The sequence below is a fragment of the Natrinema salaciae genome, assembly GCF_900110865.1.
Classification (GTDB): domain Archaea; phylum Halobacteriota; class Halobacteria; order Halobacteriales; family Natrialbaceae; genus Natrinema; species Natrinema salaciae.
The window spans coordinates 779,296-795,245 of record NZ_FOFD01000003.1; the positions used below are offsets into that span (position 1 = coordinate 779,296).

The window sequence follows — 15,950 nt, forward strand, 5'->3', positions numbered from 1 at the left end:
CCCGGTCGGTCGCGGGGCTGACCGATGCCGTGAGCGCGAAAAACCGAACGGGAAGCGATGCGGCGACCGCAGCTACGCCGGTGCTTCGCGGACGTCCTCGAGCAGTTCGAGGACGGTCGATCCGTGATCGACGTCCCGGTCGGGCGTCTCCTCCCGGTCAACGTACGCGGCAAGCTCGTCGTAGATACGGTCGGCCTGTGGGTCGGTGAATCGTTCCGTCTCGTCGCCGGTCTCGAGCGTCTCGATTCCCTCGAGTACCCACTCTGGTGGTGTTTCGTCCGCGCCGAGTGCCTCGTCGAGGCGGCTCGACAGGACGTGGTGGACGACCCATTGCTCGTCTCTGGAGAGCGTGACTTCGTACGTCTCGGTTTCCGGTTGTGAGGAGCTCATTTCGTCAGACGGGACCGGGTTTGTCGGTCCTCACGCAACGCTACGAACAGCTTCGTAATAAGCCTTGTTACCGTGTGGCATAGTTGCGGCGTTCGATCGACGGGATCGCCCACCGTCGCGCCCGACCAGCAGCGATCGCGCTCGTAGCCGCGTTTCGGTGGCCGAGATGCCAGTCGCGTGTCACGGACCCCGACCTTCCGGGTGGCGATCAAAAGCTACTAACAGAATCGCGTCCAGGTGACAGACAGGAGCGACGGTAATGGACTTGGCGACGCTATCCGGGAAGATCGCGACCGGACGCATCGGATACGCGCTCTCGCGACTCGTTCCCGCCACCCCGATCTGGGAGCGCGAGTGGGACGTCTGTTGTGTCCTCGACGGCTGTCGGCTGGACCTCATGAACGAGGTCGCCGCGGCCGGCCACCCCGCGTTGCCCGACGACGACGCCGTCGACTCGCTGTGGTCGGTCGGGTCACAGTCCGCCGAGTGGATGGATCGAACCTTCGCCCCCGAGCACCGCGAGGAGATGGCGCGAACCGCCTACGTGACCGGCAACCCCTTCTCGTCGCAGTCCTGCGAGCACATTCTCGTCACCTCCGACGAGGTCCTCCCGCTCTCGGTCGACGACTTCGCCGTCTTTCACGAGGCCTGGCGGGACGACTGGGTCGACGACGACATCTCGACGATCCCGCCCGAACCGCTGACCGACGCCGCGATCGCGATCTGGCGGGCGCGCGAGGAACTGGGCGTCGACCGCGTGCTGGTCCACTACATGCAGCCCCACGCACCCTTCCGGTCGCGGCCGGGGTGGTTCTTCGGCTCGGCCGACATCGAGCACTGGGGGCAGTTCACCGACGACGCGTCCGCGGGGGACGAGGCCGACTTCGATCCCGAGGCGCTCTCGGCCGAGGAACGCGAGGCGCTCGAGGCGCTGGCCGCCGCCGAGGAGGAGGACGACGGCGGAGACGCGATGAACGACCCCTGGATCAAACTTCGGAACGGCGACCTGTCGTTCGACGCGGTCTGGGCGGCCTACCGGGACAACCTCGAGTGGGTCCTCGACGACCTCGCGCGGCTGCTCGCGAACTGCGACGGGACGGTCGCGATGACCAGCGACCACGGCAACGCGATCGGCGAGTTCGGCGTCTGGTCGCACCCGCCCGGCACGCCGGTTCCCTCCCTGCGACGCGTCCCCTGGGTCGTCCGCGAGGGACGGGACCGGGGGACCTGCGATGCCGCGCTTCCCGACGGCGTCCGAACGGACGGCGATCCCGACGCCGACGGCGACGACATCGAATCGCGCCTCGAGGCGCTGGGGTATCGGTGACCGGTCGAGTTCGAGACGCGATCTACGCGCTTCGAAAGGCCCGGCTGGGGCTCGAGCGACGCCGACTCGATTACGGCGCGGAGAGCCGCGAGCGAGCCGATCGACTGGCCGACGTGCTGCCCGCGTCGGCGGCCGACCTGCGCGAGTACGAGCGGGAGTACGCCGCCCTCGAGTGGTTCCACGACGAGTACGCCGACCGCGTCGCCGAGATCCACGAGGCCGGCGTCGCCACCGACACGACCCACTGGCGCGACGGGATCACGCTCTACGTCGTCTGCCGCGCGCTGGGGGTCGAGACCGCCGTCGAGACCGGCGTGCTGTTCGGGTCGTTCGACGCGCACGTGCTGGCGGCGATGGCGGAGAACGGCGGCGGGACGCTACACGCGGTCGATCTTCCCGGCGGGCCGCCCGGGCCGTTCGAGTACGGCCACCTGATCCCGGATCGGTGTCGCGACCGGTGGGTGCTCCACCAGGGCGATGCGCGGGCGGTGCTGCCGGAACTGCTCGAGCGCGTCGGGCCCGTCGACCTCTTCCTCCACGACTCGGACCACCGGCTGCCTCACATGCGTTTCGAGTACGAGACGGCGGTATCCCACCTCGAGCCGGGCGGTGTGCTCTCGAGTCACGACGTGCGGCTCTCGCGGCTGTTCGACCGGTTTACCGACGCGAACGGGCTTCGATCCTGCGTGGTCTGTGACACGGGGATCGCGCGGGTCCCGCCCTCGAGTCGGCGGGACTGAGTCGAGCGGGACCGCGCCGCACGCTACGGGTAGTCCGAATTGGGCGTCAGCGACTCGAGCACGTCCCGTGCGATCGTCGCGACCTCGTCGAAACACGGGGAGTCGTCCCTGTCGTCCTGGAACTGCACGTGCACCCCGCGGACGCCGTCGGTCTCGTGGGCCGGCAACAGGAAGCGCCACGCGGCCGACGCCGGGTCGTCGAAGGCGGTGAGCTCGTAGCCCTCGATCGTCTCGCCCTCGTAGGCGAGCGTCCAGTCGAGCCGGTCGCTGGACCCGAAACTCGTCACCCAGTTGTTCGCCGCCGCGTCGTCGTCGGTCGCGCCCTTGTGCTGGCGGATGACCACGTTGACGGGATAGGACGCGGATTCCGCCGATTCGGCGTGGCCGAACTGGGCACCGATCGAACTGCTCGATTCGTTGATCTCGCTGTTGTACTCCTCGAACGTGTCGGGGTACTCGAACAGGTAGGGGAACGCTCGGTCGGGGGGATCGAACGCCGTCGGCGATCCGCGGAGGTCGTCACAGGACGCGGCGGCCTCGGTTCCGTCGGGATCGGTCCCGCCACCGTTGCCTCCGTCGTCGTCGGTGGTGCCCTCGCTATCCGGCTCGTTCGCGTCCCCGGTGCAGCCGGCGGTCGCCGCGATGGCACCCGCGCCGACCAAGGCGAGAAATCGTCGTCTCCCGTTCGGCCCGTCGGATCTGCGTGTCGTGGTCATGATCGTGGGTGTGGCGACCACGTTCGAACCGGCTCCGAAGAACTCGAGTCGAGCGCGTTCGTCCGGTGCAGGTCGACATGCTGGCGAGATATAATTTCCGGTCGCGCGGACGGTGGCGACCGCCGGCCGGTCCGCGGCGTTGGCGAGCGCCCCCGGTCAGCCGTCCCGCTCGCGGTCGTCTCGAGCGGCCCCTTCCTCCCCGTCGTCGTCCCGGCGATCGCAGAGGGCGGCGAGGCGGTCGGCGCGCCCCTCGAGCAGCGTCCGCCCGGCGTCCGTGAGACGGTAGGCGGGGACGCGGCCGGCGCGTCCGTCGCGCGTCGCGACGAGACCGCGGCCGACGAGCGCGCGCAGGTTCGGCTCGAGGCGCGCGCGGCTGACCGTCGGATACCGCTGCTCGAGGGTCCACTTGATCCCGGAGGGGTAGCCGGCGTAGCCGTCGCGCTCGCGTCGGGCGACGGCCTCGAGACAGTCGCGCTGGAAGGCGGTGAGTTCGATCCACGCGCGGCGGCCGTCTGCCGTCTGTTCGTCTCGGGGTGATGCGTCCGCTCGAGCGGGGGGTTCACGGTCCCGCGAATCGTCGTCGGGCATGGCTTTCGCTGGGTGATTACGGGAGCCACGCGGGCCGGTGTTCAGGCACCGGTCCGCGTTTTCGGGACTGGTTCGGGTAGCCGTGGGTCCGTCTGGCCTCCGTTGTATACTCTCAGGTCCGGATAGCACTTAATTCTGATTACGGTACCGTAATCGAAAGTTACGATATAGTATTTGGTTAATGACAATAATGGTCCCAGCACGAGTATTCGCGCCTAATCGTGTCGATTCGAGAACGACCAAGTTGGATGTCGCGTGAAGATTTCCGTATCCTCGAAGCGGTAGGTGACCCCGAGATTCTCGTAGTGCAATCTCCTGCGATAATCGCTTACAATCTGGATATGACTCGCCCGCACGTCTCAAATCGTCTTTCCGAGTTCACAGCGCACGGTCTTGTGGAAAAAATCGCGGATGGACGGTACCAGATGACGGACCGAGGTCGTGCGTATCTCGAGGGCGAACTGCCTGCAGAAGAACTCGAATCCGACGAGCAGTTCTCATAACCCGCCGTCAATTCCCCGCTTGTGAATTCGCTCGAGTTGGCTCAAGACCTCTTGCTCATCAGCCAAATCTATCGACTGGTGGACGAGGGTGCTCATAACGAGGACGTAACCGACGGTAAAGGCGTAGATGGTCCCCGCCGAGGTAGCCGCTCGTGATCTTCGTCGGCGCCGTCACGATCACCGCGGCGACGATCATCCCGAGAACCGAGGGCGTGAACAGCCCGGGATCGGAACGCTCGCGCTCACGGGCCGATACACGGTGACAACAGGCAGTCCGGGCAAACCGGCCACTTAATCAATCAGAGATACTATCCACGGTGACTGGAGGCTATCGAATGCGCGAACTTCGGGATATCGAGGGACTGCACCCGCGCGATCTCACACAGCGTCAACGGCTGTTAGTGCTATTCGTGATCAGTCTCGTCGTGGTCGTCCTCTTCTACACGGTCGTCTACAACTGGGGAATGCGGACGCTCGAGAACGACCCCCAGTCTATCTTCCGGTCGCTCAACACGGTAGTCGAGACGATGACGACGACCGGGTACGGTGCGGATTCGCCCTGGGCGACGCCAGTGATGAACGTTCTCATGGTGACGATCCAGTTTACCGGCGTCATCATCGGGTTCGTCACGCTGCGCGTCCTGGTCATTCCGCTCTTCGAGCGGACGCCACTGAACCTCGCCGACCGCCTCACGAGCAAGAACGACCACGTCGTCATCGCGGAGTACCAGCACGACACCGAGTTGCTCCTCGACGAACTCGAGGAACTGGATATCGACTACGTCCTCATCGAATCCGACGTGGAGGAAGCGAAGCGTCTCTCGGACGAGGGCTATCAGGCTATCACGGGTGATCCCGAGGAACGGTCGGACCTCGACCGCGCGACGATCGAACGAGCGTCGCTGTTCATCACCGACGCCGGCGATAGAACCGCGAGCATCGTCCTGACGGCGCTCGAAGCCAACGAGGACCTGCGGGTGATCAGTTTCACGGAGTCGACGCGACGCAAGGCGGCACTCGCGGAAGTCGGCGTCGACCGCAGCGTCGCTCCGCACGCGCTGATCGGCCGGCGACTGGCGGAGAAAGCGACGACACCGGTCACGGGACCCGACCGAGACGACGAGGACGAGGTCGACGTCCGCGAGATTCTCGTCCGTCGAGATAGCCCGCTCCACGGCGTCAGGGTCAGCGACTCGCCGATCGTGAACCACCCGAACCTGACGCTGGTCGCCGGTTGGTTCGACGGCGAGTTGCACCTGCCGCCGTCACCGAACGACGAACTCACGCCCAATACCGTGCTGGTCGTCGCCGGAACGAGGAGCGAGCTCGACGAAATTACGGACGAGATCGCGGGCGTCCGGTCGCGGCGCATCGAGACTCCCTCGAAGCTCGTCGTCGCCGGCTTCGGCGAGGGCGGAACCGCAGCCGTCGACGCACTCCCGGCGGACGTCTCGGTGACGACGATCGACGAATCGGAGGGGCGGAACCCCGACGTCGTCGGCGACGTCACCGAACCGGAAACGCTCCGCGACGCCGGCATCGACGACGCATCGGCCCTGGTCGTCACCGTCGGGACCGATTCGACCGCACTGATGACCGTCGCCATCGCCCGCTCGCTCTCGAGCGACGTCGAGATCCTCGCGCGTGTGACCGATAGCGACAAGACGAGAGCAGCGTTCAGAGCGGGTGCCGACTACGTTCTCTCCATCCAGCAAGTGTCCGCTCGGCTGGTCGCGGCGGAGGTCCACGGCGAACAGGTCATGTCGCCGACGAACCAGATTCGCCTGATTCGGGCCGACGCGGCGCCGTTCGCCGGCGAGTCACTGGCGAACGCCCGTCGCAACATCGAACGCGGATGGACCGTGGTCGGCGTCTCACGCGGCGGCACCGTTCGTACCGACGAACGCATCACCATCGAAGCCGACGACGACGTGATCGTCGCGGGGAGCGATGACGCGATCCAGGAGTTCGAGCGAACGGTCACGAGCTCGTGACCGCGGGGGCGCTGCCGCGCGAATCCGAGACGACGGACGAGGGGTTCCTCGCGGAGCGGGTCGCCGAAACCGAGCGCGCGAAAGCCGCGTCAGCTCGGCGAACGCGGAACTCTTCGTCCTCGAGCCGGGACCCGTCCGGAAGCCGCCGTCGTCGGTCTCCCGGAAGCGCCGCTCGAGGATCGCCCGGACGCGTTCCGCGCGATCGACCGCGCTAGCGTTCGTTTCGAGTCCCGAGCGGCCGGTCCGCTCGCTCCGCTCGAGCGGCCCCTTCGTCTCCATCGTCGTCGGTGTCCCGGCGATCGCAGAGGGCGGCGAGGCGGTCGGCGCGCCCCTCGAGCAGCGCGCGCCCGGCCCCAGTGAGGCGGTAGGCGGGGACGTGGCCGGCCAGTCCCTCACGCATGGCGACGAGGCTGCGGTCGACGAGTGCGCGCAGGCTCGACTCGAGGCGACCGGAGCTAACCGCCGGATACCGCTGCTCGAGGGTTTGCGCGATTCCGGAGGGGTAGCAGGGGTAGCCGTCGCGTTCGCGCCGGGCGACGGCCTCGAGACAGTCGCGCTGGAAGCCGGTGAGTTCGACCCACGCGCGCCGGTCGTCCGCGGTGTCGGCTGGGGGCGATGCGTCTGCTCGAGCGGGAGGTTCAAGGTCCCGCGAATCGTCGTCAGGCATGGCTTTCGCTGGTTGGTTACGGAAGCCACGCGGGCCGGTGGTTGGGCACCGGGTCCGCGTTTTCGGGGACCAATTCGGGTAGCTGTGGGTCCGTCTGGCTTCCGTTAGTTCAGTCAAGGAGCGGACATCACTTAGTACTAGTGCATCGAATACAGCACTAGAAGGGGCTAAACAACGCACAAATACTATCGAATCGAGCGTTCTAACACGGTGTTTCGTGTGTTCACGGTCGAATGCGACGGCCACGGGTGGACTGGATGACGCGGGCCGACGACGCGATCCTCGAGTTCCTTCTCAACGAGGGGAACCGGCCCCTCATTGCGAATCCGTCCACCGTCGAGGCCAACATCGATTACAAGATTTCGCACGTGCGGCGCAGACTGCGGGCGCTGCAAGACGGTGGACTCGTGGAGTATTACGACGCGGATCGGGGACTGTATCGGATTAGCAAGCGGGGTCGGGCATATCTCGAGGGCGAACTCGACGCCGAGGAGTTGGAATTGAACGAGGAATGACGCTCGACCCGAACGAGAACTGAATGCGCCCGCTGATATCGTGGATGACGAAATCCGATCCCGTACTGCTCGAGTTCTTCGAGGAAACAGGGATAGCGATGCCACCAGCGGTGGTCTCGTACAACATCGACGGCGTCTCCCATCCGACAGTGAAACGCCGTTTGCCGGTCTTGGAAGACCACGGGCTCCTTCGGAAAGTCGACGACAGTCGGGGTTATTACCGTATTACGGATCGGGGTCGCGCGTATCTCGAGGGCGAACTTGACGCCGCAGACCTAGAACTGAGCGACGACTAATCAGCGCCGATCCGGTGGATGCAGAATGCGACGGCCACGAGTGGACTGGCTGACGCGAGCCGACGACGCGATCCTCGAGTTCCGTCTCAACGAGGGGAACCGTCCCCTCGTCGCGACCCCGTCCACCGTCGAGGCCAACATCGATTACAGAATGATCACGCTTATTGAAGCTGTAACAGAATTTCTGGCCATGGAGGCAATCGTGAGAGGGCTGATTTCGGTCGCGCTTGCGTTGCTTCTCGGGTTTTCAGTTTCGTTTGTCGTCAGTCCAGATCCGACGGGAATCACTCCGGTAATCGTCGGTCTGGTTCTGACGGGTGTACTGATCCCAGCCTTCTATTTCGGACTCCGCAGAACCAGTTCGAACCAGCAGCTCGCTTCTTGAGCAGTCCTTCTCCATACTACCCTGAACTGGGAAGCACGTTCGACATTCCGCACAGCCGTTTTCGGGAAGACTCCCGCGAATCACGGCGTAACTCCATCTGCTTCTTGCCCAGCGAACTATTTGTCAGGGGTGTGTGAGTCTCGGCGCGCCACGCTGCAGACACTGCCTCTCGCATGCGAACCCGGTCAGCAGAGGCGGGTCAGCCGTGTCGAAGCGTCGTCCTCAGGTGCGTGACCCACGACGAGCGACGACGAGTTCGACCGGGACGACGAGCACCCGCTCCATTTGGGTTCGGACGATCTCGAAACTGGCATCAGCGAGGACGGCACTGACATCGAGCGGGCGACTATCGACCAGCGTCGGCAACACCTCGTTGAGTCGCGTGTAGAGTGGCGAAACAATCGTGCCTGCTGCTTTTGAGGGACTAATGACACAGATGCGACCCTGTGGGTTGAGCACACGACGAATTTCCTCGAGTATCGTTGTCCGGTGATCGTCTTCGAACAGTTCGAGCGTGAAGCTCACGAGAACACCATCGAAACTGTCGGTATCGAACGGCAACGCCAGTGCATCGCCACAGACAACCGTGGACGGACCCCCGTCGTCGAGGCGATCCTGTGTGAGTCGGCACATCTGCTCCGCAACGTCGATCCCGACGACTTGCCCGTCGAATCCAACAGCGGTTTGCAATCTGGCGACCCCACGGCCGGTCCCACAGCCCACGTCGAGAACGGAGTCGTCGGAAGACGTGCTGAGGTGCTCGATTCCGCGTCGCCGAAGACGACCCTGAAACGGATCGATGAAGACGTCGTAGTACCGACTGAGCGCGTTATACCACGCTTTGCTATGGCGCGTCCGTTCCCGTGTCACTGTCCTGTACGCGCTTCCGATCCGCGAGTGAACCTGTAGATGAGATAGGCGAGCCCGAAGAGTAGCCCCCCACTGATCAGTCCACCCACGAGTAGAATGAGCAGGATGAGGGCGGTGGGGATGGCAACGTTGGCAATCGGGAGCATCGTGACCGAGCGGAGATCCACGATAATTGACATCGATTAAATGTTAATCTTTCCAATATTTATATTTGTTTGCTATTTATCGACTGCTGGTTCGCGCCCCTCGAGCGTTCTCCCACGGTGTTTCGTGTGCTCCCGTCGAATGCGACGACCACTGGTGAACTGGCTGACGCGTCCTTTCTGCGAACGGTGACACACGCACGGAAGTCGAAAGCGAATTTTTCTTCTTCGAATATAGTCGATAGAGAGACCGTGAGCGAGATCTATGATCGTCTCGATAGGTGGGCAGAAACCCTCTCCCGTGGCGAAGCAGCCGTTTTTGTCGGCGCTTCGTCTGCTCTCGGTTATTTTGTACTTGCCACGGTATTACGGATAGATTCACCGTCACCGATTGCTGCAAGCATTTCTTTGGGTATCATGCAGGCGATCGCCGCTTATTTTCTCACGTTTGCGCACAAGGAGTAGCGATGGGCGGGTACGACCGTTTCGCCCGACCGACCGCGCTCGAGCCCGTCTCGAGTCCCCACCGATCCGTTCGGCGGCCCGCTACCGCGCTGGGTCGTTCCGGATCGGAGCGAGGCGGGCGTCTCACTCGAGCGGCTTGTCCATCTTGTGTCGTCGAACCGCGTACCCGCTGGACTCGTACAGTGCGGCGGCGCTGTCGTTGCTCGCGTTCACCGACAGGGTGATGTAGTCACAGCCGCGGTCCGCGGCCCACCCCTCTGCCCGGTCCATGAGCGCCGTCGCGATCCCCTCCCCTCGGTGCGCGGGGACGACGTACAGTTCTTCGAGCGTCGCTTCCGGCCCGCGCGCGAACACCGGCGGCGAGTCGCCGGACACGACGACGGCGTACCCGGCGATCGGTCCGTCGGCATCCGCGACGAAGGTCGCCACGTCGTCGTCCGCGAGGTGATCCCGTCGATACGTCAGCGCGCTCTCTCGCACCTCGTCGGCCACCTCGTTGTACGAATCGAGGTCCGCCATCTCCGCCGCGAAGGGGACCCAGAGGTCGTCGACCAGAGTTTCGATCTCGTCCTCGCGAATGTTTCGAACGTTCATGATCGTGGCAACTCGCTGACGCTGAAAGACGTTTCCGTTCGTCGTAGTTGTACCTTCGTCGAGACGACCTCCTCGAGCAGTTGTGACGGCACACCGTGCAGCGGGCGACCCGCTATCATCCCCATCCACTATCTGAAACTCCGCCATAGTCGGCACGCACGAACCGAGTCAGGCGTGCGAGGATACATCGCGCGAAAGGAGTGGGTTGGCGGTCCGGACTATCTCTGCATCCGGTCGGCGTGACGAGACGCGGACCGCTTTCCGACACCGGTTCGATGTCGTGGCTCCTCCCGACGAACGTGCTCCGAGCGATAGCTTGCCGACGCAGCCCTCGGGATGAATACCGCTCGCGCTGCACCTTCGGACGGAGATCGTTATGGCATCCCCTCAAGCACGACCAGACTCGTCGAGTCTCGCCGAGGTCCTCGATCGCGTGCTCGACAAGGGCGTCGTCATCGACGTCTGGGCACGCATCTCGGTCGTCGGGATCGAACTGATCACCGTCGAGGCCCGCGTCGTCGTCGCTTCGGTCGACACCTTCCTGCATTACGCAGAAGAGATCGCGAAGATCGAGCAAGCGACGGCCGAGGGCGAACTGGACGAACTCGAGGTTGAGACGCGACCGGAGTCGTCGCCACAGGCAGCGACCGAGTAACACTCCGGATTCGCTGCGCCGTCACGAACGCTCCAATCGATCGTCTTTTTCGCGGACCAGCGCGACGGGCAATCCGACGATAGCGGGATGGTACCCGAGGGGACCGTCCGTCCCCGTCGAACGCCGGGTTCGGAGCCGGTGCCGGTTCATCCGGTCGCGATCGTATCGAACTCGCTGTTCGCACAGCTGCGGACGATCGGCCCACGGCCCACCAAACGGGCCGACGAATCCGACAGCATCGGGCAGGAGAGCGCGGACGACAAGCACCGTCCCCTCGAGATTGTCGACGAGAACGACGACGCATCAGCGCGGGTTTTCCTGGTATCGCGCTGGTAGAGCGTACGACTGCTGCCGAATAGATGGCGTGTATCGGCCGGACCTGGGTTTTCACTCGGACCCGATGCAGAGGGAGCGCGTCTCTCGCCCCGCTGCTCCGTTGATTAGTTAGCAACGATCCGGGCGATCCAGACGATCGGGATCACCGGGATGGCCAATCCGGTGACCAGAAGCGCGATGGCGATCACGATTTTCTCGGCGCGACTCGATCTATGCCATATCGACTGCCACGTATCATCGACCGCCTGTGCCGTTCGCTGGATCAATCCAGCCATAGATGATGCTGAGGGTATAGAGACAGAAAATCTCACGGCATGCAACGGATTGGGTGCCCCCGTTTCACAGCGTCTGAGACAGTCGTCCTCACGGGCTCTGCTTCCACTTCTCCCCGGGTAATACGAGTCGAATCAGTGCGCTCTATCGTGCTGGATACACCCGCTGTATTCAGCACGCCGTTTTGACGGCCGGCAGGTGAGCCGTTCGGTCGATGCTGCATACGGGGCGCGTATTCGGGACGGAAGCCCCCCGTAGCAAGGTCGATCGATAGCTGGTTCAGATACCGGGACGTCTCGACCCGTTCGGGGAGAAGCAGACGCTTCGTCGTCCCTCTCATCTCGAGAGCGTATGCGATCGGTTCCCGGGTTCGGATTGGGAGGAAGAAGAGGGACCTGAGCCGAGTGGGTAGACTCTTTCGCGATTCCCTGCCGTCGTTGCGTTCCTGACGTTTCCGTCCTCTGTGGGCGTCTCCGGCGGGATGCGTCAGTCGTATAGCCGTTCGGTAAACAGCTCTCCAGCCGGCGACAGGCCCGAAAGCGCATCCGCGGCCAGCACCGCCGCCCCGCCGGTCCACGTCGGCCGGTCGCCCGGCCAGAACTCCTCGTCCTCGAATTGGTAGCCGGTCCAGAAGACGCCCTCGTCGTCGGTCCACTGGAAGAGCCACTCGTAGATCTCACGCGCGCGCTCCGCCTCGCCGACCGCGGCCAGTGAAATCACCAGTTCGCAGGACTCGGCGACGGTCACCCAGGGCTCGTCCGCCACGCAGCGACAGCCCAGCCCCGCCTCGAGATACCGATCGAACCCCGCCTCGAGCCGCTGGCGCGCCGGCTCGCCGGTCAGCACGCCACAGAGGACGGGATAGAACCAGTCCATCGCGTAGCGGGACTTGCTCTCCCAGGTGCGGTCGAACCGGTCGGGCCGCGAACGGATCGCCTCGCCGAGGTCGGCGCGGGTCTCGAGCCAGCGGTCGCGGGCGTCCCCGTAGCCGAGCACGTCCGCGATCGCCGCGCCGGCGGCCAGGCTCTTGTAGATCGAGGCGCAGCCGGCGATCAGGGCGTCCTCGTAGACCGCGCCGTCAGCGCCGACGGCCCAGTGGACCTCCCCGGTGGGGGCCTGCCGGGCGCACGCGAACGCGAGGGCGTCGCGAACCGTCGGCCACAGGGCCTCGAGGAACGCCCGGTCGCCGGTACACTGGTAGTGGTGCCAGACGCCGACGGCGACGTAGGCGCTGCGGTGGGTCTCCTTGCGCGGCTCGTCGCCGGCGTGGGCCCCCTCGTCGCCGTCGGTCTCGCCGTAGGTGGCCCACAGCCCCCCGTCGTCGTGCTGTACGTCGGCGATCCAGTCGTACGCGCGGCGGGCGGCCTCGTCGCGGCCGGCGACCGAGAGCCCCATCGCGCTCTCGACGTGATCCCAGGGATCGGCCGGCCCGTCGGGGTACCACGGCACGAGCCCGTCCGATCGCTGGACGCGCTCGATGTAGTCGACCGCCGGCTCGAGCCCCCAGTCGGAAAGCGACACGCGCGACGAGACGTTGCTCACGCTCGCCCCTCCAGTTCGAAGTAGTAGACGACGCTCTTGCCGACGACCGGATCGAGCGCCTGCTCGAGCAGCCGGACCGGCCGCGGCGATTCCAGCACGTCCCACTCCAAAAAGCGGTCGTAGGCCCGCAGCGGGAGCGGCGCGTCGCCGCGCTGGTCGCGGTCCCACCAGAGACACTTCAGCCACCAGTAGGGAGCGTGCAGGGCGTGGGCGAAGTGGCCGTCGACCCGCCGGAACCCGCGGCGCTCGATGGCGGCCCGCAGCTCCTCGCGGTCGAAGATGCGGACGTGGCCGCCCTCGACCTCGTGGTAGTCGTCCGACAGCGCCCAGCAGACCCGTTCGGGACCGGCTCTGGGGACGCTCACCGCGAGCGTGCCGCCCGGCGCACAGACCCGCCGTAGCTCGTCGATGGCCGACTCGTAGTCGGGCAGGTGCTCTAGGACCTCGGTACAGCAGACCACGTCGAACGCGCCGTCCGCGAAGGGCAGCCTGAGCGCGTCCCCCGAGAGGAACGTGACCGGGACGTCCGTCTCGCCGGCGATGTACGTCTCGTAGTCCTCACGGGCCGCCGTCAGGTTCGACCGCTCGAGGTCGAGGCCGACGACCTCGGCGACGTTCTCGAGGGCAGCGGCGTGGACGTGCCGTCCCTCGCCGCAGCCGACGTCGAGGACGCGCATCCCCGGCGTCAGCGTCAGTCGGTCGAAATCGATCGTCTCCACGGTCAGACCACCTGCGACCGCGCGTCGATCGCGTTGCGGTACGTTCGAACCGTCTCGCGGGCGGCCCGCTCCCAGTCGAACTCCTCGACGATGCGCTCGCGGCCCCGCTCGCCGAGTCGGCGACGGCGCTCGTCGTCGGCGAGCAGGTCGCGGATCGCGTCGGCCAGCGCGTCGGCGTCGCCCGGCTCCACGAGGACGCCGGCGTCGCCGACCACCTCCGGCAGTCCGCCGCCGGTGGTGGCGACGACCGGAACGCCGCAGGCCAGCGCCTCGCCCGCGGGGAGCCCGAACCCCTCGTACAGCGAGGGGACGACCGCGATATCGGCGGTGCCGTACAGTTCGACCATCCGCTCGTAGCTGATCTCGCTGTGGGTCTCGATCGCGTCGCCGATGCCCAGTTCGGTTATCAGCCGGTCGCACTCGCCGCCCGCGTCGAACTCGCCGACGACGACGAGTTCGGCGTCGACGTCCTCGCGGACGGCTGCGACGGCTTCGAGCAGGTGTCGGGCACCCTTCAGCGGAACGTCCGCGCTGACGGTCGTCATTACGCGCGGGCGGTCGCGGGTGCGTGTGCGGTCGACGGGTTCGAACAGCTCCGTGTCGATGCCGTTGTGGACGACCTGGATCGACTCCGGATCGGCTCCGAAGTCGGTGACGGTGCGGTGCTTTGCGGATTCGGAAACGGTCAGCACGTGTGGCAGGTCCTGGACGACGTCGCGTTGCATCCGGAGGAACCGATACCACCGGCGGATCAACAGCCGTTCCCCCCAGCCGTCGGCCGCGGCGAGCGCGGCCTCGCGGTCGACGGTGATCGGATGGTGGACGGTTGCCACGACCGGGTAGCCCCGCTCGCGGAGCGCGTGGAGGCCGTGACAGAGCGACTGGTTGTCGTGGATCACGTCGTACTCGGGGCGGTGGTCCTCGAAGTAGTCGACGACTTGCCGGCCGAAGACGTAGGGGTCAGGAAAGCCGCCGGTGAGCGCGCTCAGCCACTCGTAGAGCGCGAGCGGCTCGCGGAGGTACGACGGCTCGAACTGCCCCAGCCGGTCGAGTTCGTCGACGATGTTCTCGCCGGGGAGTTTCACCAGCCGGACGTCGTCGTCCAGTTCGGGGTACGGCTTGCCCGATATTACGTCGACGGAGTGGCCGAGGTCGGTCAACGCCCGGCTCAGGTATTTCACGTAGACGCCTTGCCCCCCGGAGTACGGATTCGAGCGGTAGCTCAACAGACAGATATCGAGCGGTTCGTCGGAGTGTCGCCCCGAACCGGGCGACGGGTCCGACTCCGTCGTCCCCGGGGCGGTCGACCCCCTCGCCGATGCGGACGACCCGATCACACTCCCCCGGAGAAGACGTCTGAGCGTTCCAGTGACCATCGCAGGTTATCCTGCATGTGTGAGCACTCCCTCATAAACCTCTCGCTCGTGTACTGTTTCCGGACTGTGTCGCGTCCCGAAACGCGGCGGGGCTCGGCGCGGTTTCCCGCCCCGATACCGCCGGCTGCGCGCTCGAGCGGGCCGCGTGGGAGCGTTTCGGCTCGCCGGACGAAACGGGTTCCGTGCTGGCAGGTCCGGCGTGGTGTCCGCGACGGGACCATCCGGCGGCGATCGGCTGGCACCTCGATCGCTACCGGACGTCCCGGCGCACGGCGATCTCGAACCACGGACAGAGCCGCAACTGCCGGTACCACTCCGGATTCGAGTGGAGCCGCTCGTAGGGGACCCACATCAGCCCGGCGACCTCCTCCTCGTTGGGGTCGAGGCTCCGGTCGGACAGCGTCAGTTGCAGGACCGCACAGACCTCGTGCTCGACGCCCGCGTTCTCGAAGTACCGCTTGTACTCGAAGCGGTCGGTCACCTGCAGGTCGTCGTACTGGTCCGGCGTGATCCCCAGTTCCTCCTCGAGTCGCTGGCGGGTCGCTTCCTCCTGGCTCTGGCCCTCGACGGGGTGGGAGGCGACGGTGCCGTCCCAGTAGGTACCCCACAGGCGCTTGCCCGGCGCTCGCTGGGCGAGTAAGACGTTGCCCTCGCCGTCGAAGACCAGCGAGGTGAACGCCCGGTGGCGAATGCCGTCCCCGGTGTGGGCGTCGAGTCGGTTGACGAGTTCGAGTTCGTTGTCGTCGGCGTCGACGGCGATCACGTCCTGGCCGGCGTTCTCGTGTTGGAGGTCCTCGTCCTCCTGCGGCGCGCTCATACCCGCACAATTACGGTGACTCTTGAAACCAGTATCGTC

The 15,950-nt window shown here is 65.6% G+C and carries 19 protein-coding genes and 1 pseudogene; 8 read left to right on the top strand and 12 right to left on the bottom strand.

Annotation, left to right across the window (positions count from 1 at the left end; all coding sequences use genetic code 11):
* Window positions 1–72 precede the first annotated feature (72 nt).
* The gene (locus tag BMX07_RS13070) at window positions 73–390 is read right to left on the bottom strand and encodes a DUF7853 family protein (protein WP_090618321.1); all 318 of its coding nucleotides are present in this window, start codon (window positions 388–390) and stop codon (window positions 73–75) included.
* A gap of 259 nt (window positions 391–649) precedes the next feature.
* Here BMX07_RS13070 and BMX07_RS13075 point away from each other — a divergent pair, with 259 nt between their 5' ends.
* Together BMX07_RS13075 and BMX07_RS13080 are read left to right on the top strand one after the other, a co-directional pair.
* On the top strand, window positions 650–1,717 hold the full coding sequence (locus BMX07_RS13075; RefSeq protein ID WP_090618322.1) for an alkaline phosphatase family protein: 1,068 nt from the start codon (window positions 650–652) through the stop codon (window positions 1,715–1,717).
* Window positions 1,714–2,457, top strand: a complete 744-nt coding sequence (locus BMX07_RS13080; protein ID WP_090618323.1) for a class I SAM-dependent methyltransferase — start codon at window positions 1,714–1,716, stop codon at window positions 2,455–2,457. The genes BMX07_RS13075 and BMX07_RS13080 overlap by 4 nt, the downstream gene beginning before the upstream one ends.
* 23 nt (window positions 2,458–2,480) lie before the next feature.
* Here the strand turns inward: BMX07_RS13080 and BMX07_RS13085 are convergent, their stop codons facing one another.
* Both BMX07_RS13085 and BMX07_RS13090 read right to left on the bottom strand, forming a co-directional pair.
* Window positions 2,481–3,173 carry a hypothetical protein gene (locus BMX07_RS13085; RefSeq protein WP_090618324.1) on the bottom strand — a complete coding sequence of 231 codons (693 nt, stop codon included), beginning with the start codon at window positions 3,171–3,173 and terminating at the stop codon, window positions 2,481–2,483.
* Between the two features lie 156 nt (window positions 3,174–3,329).
* Window positions 3,330–3,761: a helix-turn-helix domain-containing protein gene (locus tag BMX07_RS13090; RefSeq protein WP_090618325.1), complete on the bottom strand. Its 432-nt coding sequence runs from the start codon at window positions 3,759–3,761 to the stop codon at window positions 3,330–3,332.
* An 838-nt stretch (window positions 3,762–4,599) separates the two neighbouring features.
* On the opposite strand from BMX07_RS13090, the gene BMX07_RS13100 reads away from it, so the two are divergent.
* A complete protein-coding gene (locus BMX07_RS13100; RefSeq protein ID WP_090618327.1) occupies window positions 4,600–6,258 on the top strand; it encodes a potassium channel family protein in 1,659 nt (552 codons plus the stop codon).
* Between the two features lie 211 nt (window positions 6,259–6,469).
* On the opposite strand, the gene BMX07_RS13110 is transcribed toward BMX07_RS13100, so the two are convergent.
* Window positions 6,470–6,925, bottom strand: a complete 456-nt coding sequence (locus BMX07_RS13110; protein ID WP_090618329.1) for a PadR family transcriptional regulator — start codon at window positions 6,923–6,925, stop codon at window positions 6,470–6,472.
* 233 nt (window positions 6,926–7,158) lie between these two features.
* Here BMX07_RS13110 and BMX07_RS13115 point away from each other — a divergent pair, with 233 nt between their 5' ends.
* The 3 genes and pseudogenes from BMX07_RS13115 to BMX07_RS23790 form a co-directional block, all read left to right on the top strand.
* The gene (locus BMX07_RS13115; protein ID WP_090618330.1) at window positions 7,159–7,440 is read left to right on the top strand and encodes a hypothetical protein; all 282 of its coding nucleotides are present in this window, start codon (window positions 7,159–7,161) and stop codon (window positions 7,438–7,440) included.
* A 23-nt stretch (window positions 7,441–7,463) separates the two neighbouring features.
* Window positions 7,464–7,736, top strand: coding sequence for a helix-turn-helix domain-containing protein (locus tag BMX07_RS25150; RefSeq protein WP_090618331.1), 273 nt, complete (start codon window positions 7,464–7,466; stop codon window positions 7,734–7,736).
* 25 nt (window positions 7,737–7,761) lie between these two features.
* Window positions 7,762–7,890, top strand: a pseudogene (locus tag BMX07_RS23790) (ArsR family transcriptional regulator); the annotation flags it as partial.
* Between the two features lie 453 nt (window positions 7,891–8,343).
* Here BMX07_RS23790 and BMX07_RS13130 read toward each other — a convergent pair.
* Both BMX07_RS13130 and BMX07_RS13135 read right to left on the bottom strand, forming a co-directional pair.
* Window positions 8,344–8,991, bottom strand: a complete 648-nt coding sequence (locus BMX07_RS13130; protein WP_090618332.1) for a class I SAM-dependent methyltransferase — start codon at window positions 8,989–8,991, stop codon at window positions 8,344–8,346.
* Window positions 8,988–9,170 carry a hypothetical protein gene (locus tag BMX07_RS13135; RefSeq protein ID WP_090618333.1) on the bottom strand — a complete coding sequence of 61 codons (183 nt, stop codon included), beginning with the start codon at window positions 9,168–9,170 and terminating at the stop codon, window positions 8,988–8,990. The genes BMX07_RS13130 and BMX07_RS13135 overlap by 4 nt, the downstream gene beginning before the upstream one ends.
* A gap of 216 nt (window positions 9,171–9,386) precedes the next feature.
* Between BMX07_RS13135 and BMX07_RS13140 the strand changes: the two genes are divergently transcribed.
* Window positions 9,387–9,599 (top strand): hypothetical protein, encoded by a 213-nt coding sequence (locus tag BMX07_RS13140; protein ID WP_090618334.1) that lies wholly within the window; start codon window positions 9,387–9,389, stop codon window positions 9,597–9,599.
* A 123-nt stretch (window positions 9,600–9,722) separates the two neighbouring features.
* Here BMX07_RS13140 and BMX07_RS13145 read toward each other — a convergent pair whose 3' ends face one another.
* A complete protein-coding gene (locus BMX07_RS13145) occupies window positions 9,723–10,193 on the bottom strand; it encodes a GNAT family N-acetyltransferase (RefSeq protein ID WP_090618335.1) in 471 nt (156 codons plus the stop codon).
* A 376-nt stretch (window positions 10,194–10,569) separates the two neighbouring features.
* Here BMX07_RS13145 and gvpA point away from each other — a divergent pair, with 376 nt between their 5' ends.
* Window positions 10,570–10,848 carry a gas vesicle protein GvpA gene (gvpA, locus tag BMX07_RS13150; RefSeq protein ID WP_090618336.1) on the top strand — a complete coding sequence of 93 codons (279 nt, stop codon included), beginning with the start codon at window positions 10,570–10,572 and terminating at the stop codon, window positions 10,846–10,848.
* Between the two features lie 440 nt (window positions 10,849–11,288).
* Here gvpA and BMX07_RS24510 read toward each other — a convergent pair whose 3' ends face one another.
* The 5 genes from BMX07_RS24510 to BMX07_RS13175 all read right to left on the bottom strand — a co-directional run bounded on the left by BMX07_RS24510 (window position 11,289) and on the right by BMX07_RS13175 (window position 15,911).
* Window positions 11,289–11,459 carry a hypothetical protein gene (locus BMX07_RS24510; protein ID WP_175480141.1) on the bottom strand — a complete coding sequence of 57 codons (171 nt, stop codon included), beginning with the start codon at window positions 11,457–11,459 and terminating at the stop codon, window positions 11,289–11,291.
* Between the two features lie 484 nt (window positions 11,460–11,943).
* Window positions 11,944–12,999: a prenyltransferase gene (locus tag BMX07_RS13160; protein WP_090618338.1), complete on the bottom strand. Its 1,056-nt coding sequence runs from the start codon at window positions 12,997–12,999 to the stop codon at window positions 11,944–11,946.
* Complete coding sequence (locus BMX07_RS13165) at window positions 12,996–13,718, bottom strand: class I SAM-dependent methyltransferase (protein ID WP_090618339.1); 723 nt, start codon at window positions 13,716–13,718, stop codon at window positions 12,996–12,998. The genes BMX07_RS13160 and BMX07_RS13165 overlap by 4 nt, the downstream gene beginning before the upstream one ends.
* Before the next feature lie 2 nt (window positions 13,719–13,720).
* Complete coding sequence (locus BMX07_RS13170) at window positions 13,721–15,094, bottom strand: glycosyltransferase family 4 protein (protein WP_090618340.1); 1,374 nt, start codon at window positions 15,092–15,094, stop codon at window positions 13,721–13,723.
* 250 nt (window positions 15,095–15,344) lie between these two features.
* Window positions 15,345–15,911: an NUDIX hydrolase gene (locus BMX07_RS13175; RefSeq protein WP_090618341.1), complete on the bottom strand. Its 567-nt coding sequence runs from the start codon at window positions 15,909–15,911 to the stop codon at window positions 15,345–15,347.
* Between the last annotated feature and the right edge of the window lie 39 nt (window positions 15,912–15,950).

Coding starts and splice junctions, on each gene's coding strand:
- BMX07_RS13170 (WP_090618340.1), bottom strand. CDS start 15,094: ATGGTCACTGGAACGCTCAGACGTCTTCTCCGGGGGAGTGTGATCGGG.
- BMX07_RS13090 (WP_090618325.1), bottom strand. CDS start 3,761: ATGCCCGACGACGATTCGCGGGACCGTGAACCCCCCGCTCGAGCGGAC.
- BMX07_RS13070 (WP_090618321.1), bottom strand. CDS start 390: ATGAGCTCCTCACAACCGGAAACCGAGACGTACGAAGTCACGCTCTCC.
- BMX07_RS13075 (WP_090618322.1), top strand. CDS start 650: ATGGACTTGGCGACGCTATCCGGGAAGATCGCGACCGGACGCATCGGA.
- BMX07_RS13085 (WP_090618324.1), bottom strand. CDS start 3,173: ATGACCACGACACGCAGATCCGACGGGCCGAACGGGAGACGACGATTT.
- BMX07_RS13110 (WP_090618329.1), bottom strand. CDS start 6,925: ATGCCTGACGACGATTCGCGGGACCTTGAACCTCCCGCTCGAGCAGAC.
- gvpA (WP_090618336.1), top strand. CDS start 10,570: ATGGCATCCCCTCAAGCACGACCAGACTCGTCGAGTCTCGCCGAGGTC.
- BMX07_RS13145 (WP_090618335.1), bottom strand. CDS start 10,193: ATGAACGTTCGAAACATTCGCGAGGACGAGATCGAAACTCTGGTCGAC.
- BMX07_RS24510 (WP_175480141.1), bottom strand. CDS start 11,459: ATGGCTGGATTGATCCAGCGAACGGCACAGGCGGTCGATGATACGTGG.
- BMX07_RS13175 (WP_090618341.1), bottom strand. CDS start 15,911: ATGAGCGCGCCGCAGGAGGACGAGGACCTCCAACACGAGAACGCCGGC.
- BMX07_RS13100 (WP_090618327.1), top strand. CDS start 4,600: ATGCGCGAACTTCGGGATATCGAGGGACTGCACCCGCGCGATCTCACA.
- BMX07_RS25150 (WP_090618331.1), top strand. CDS start 7,464: ATGCGCCCGCTGATATCGTGGATGACGAAATCCGATCCCGTACTGCTC.
- BMX07_RS13135 (WP_090618333.1), bottom strand. CDS start 9,170: ATGTCAATTATCGTGGATCTCCGCTCGGTCACGATGCTCCCGATTGCC.
- BMX07_RS13115 (WP_090618330.1), top strand. CDS start 7,159: ATGCGACGGCCACGGGTGGACTGGATGACGCGGGCCGACGACGCGATC.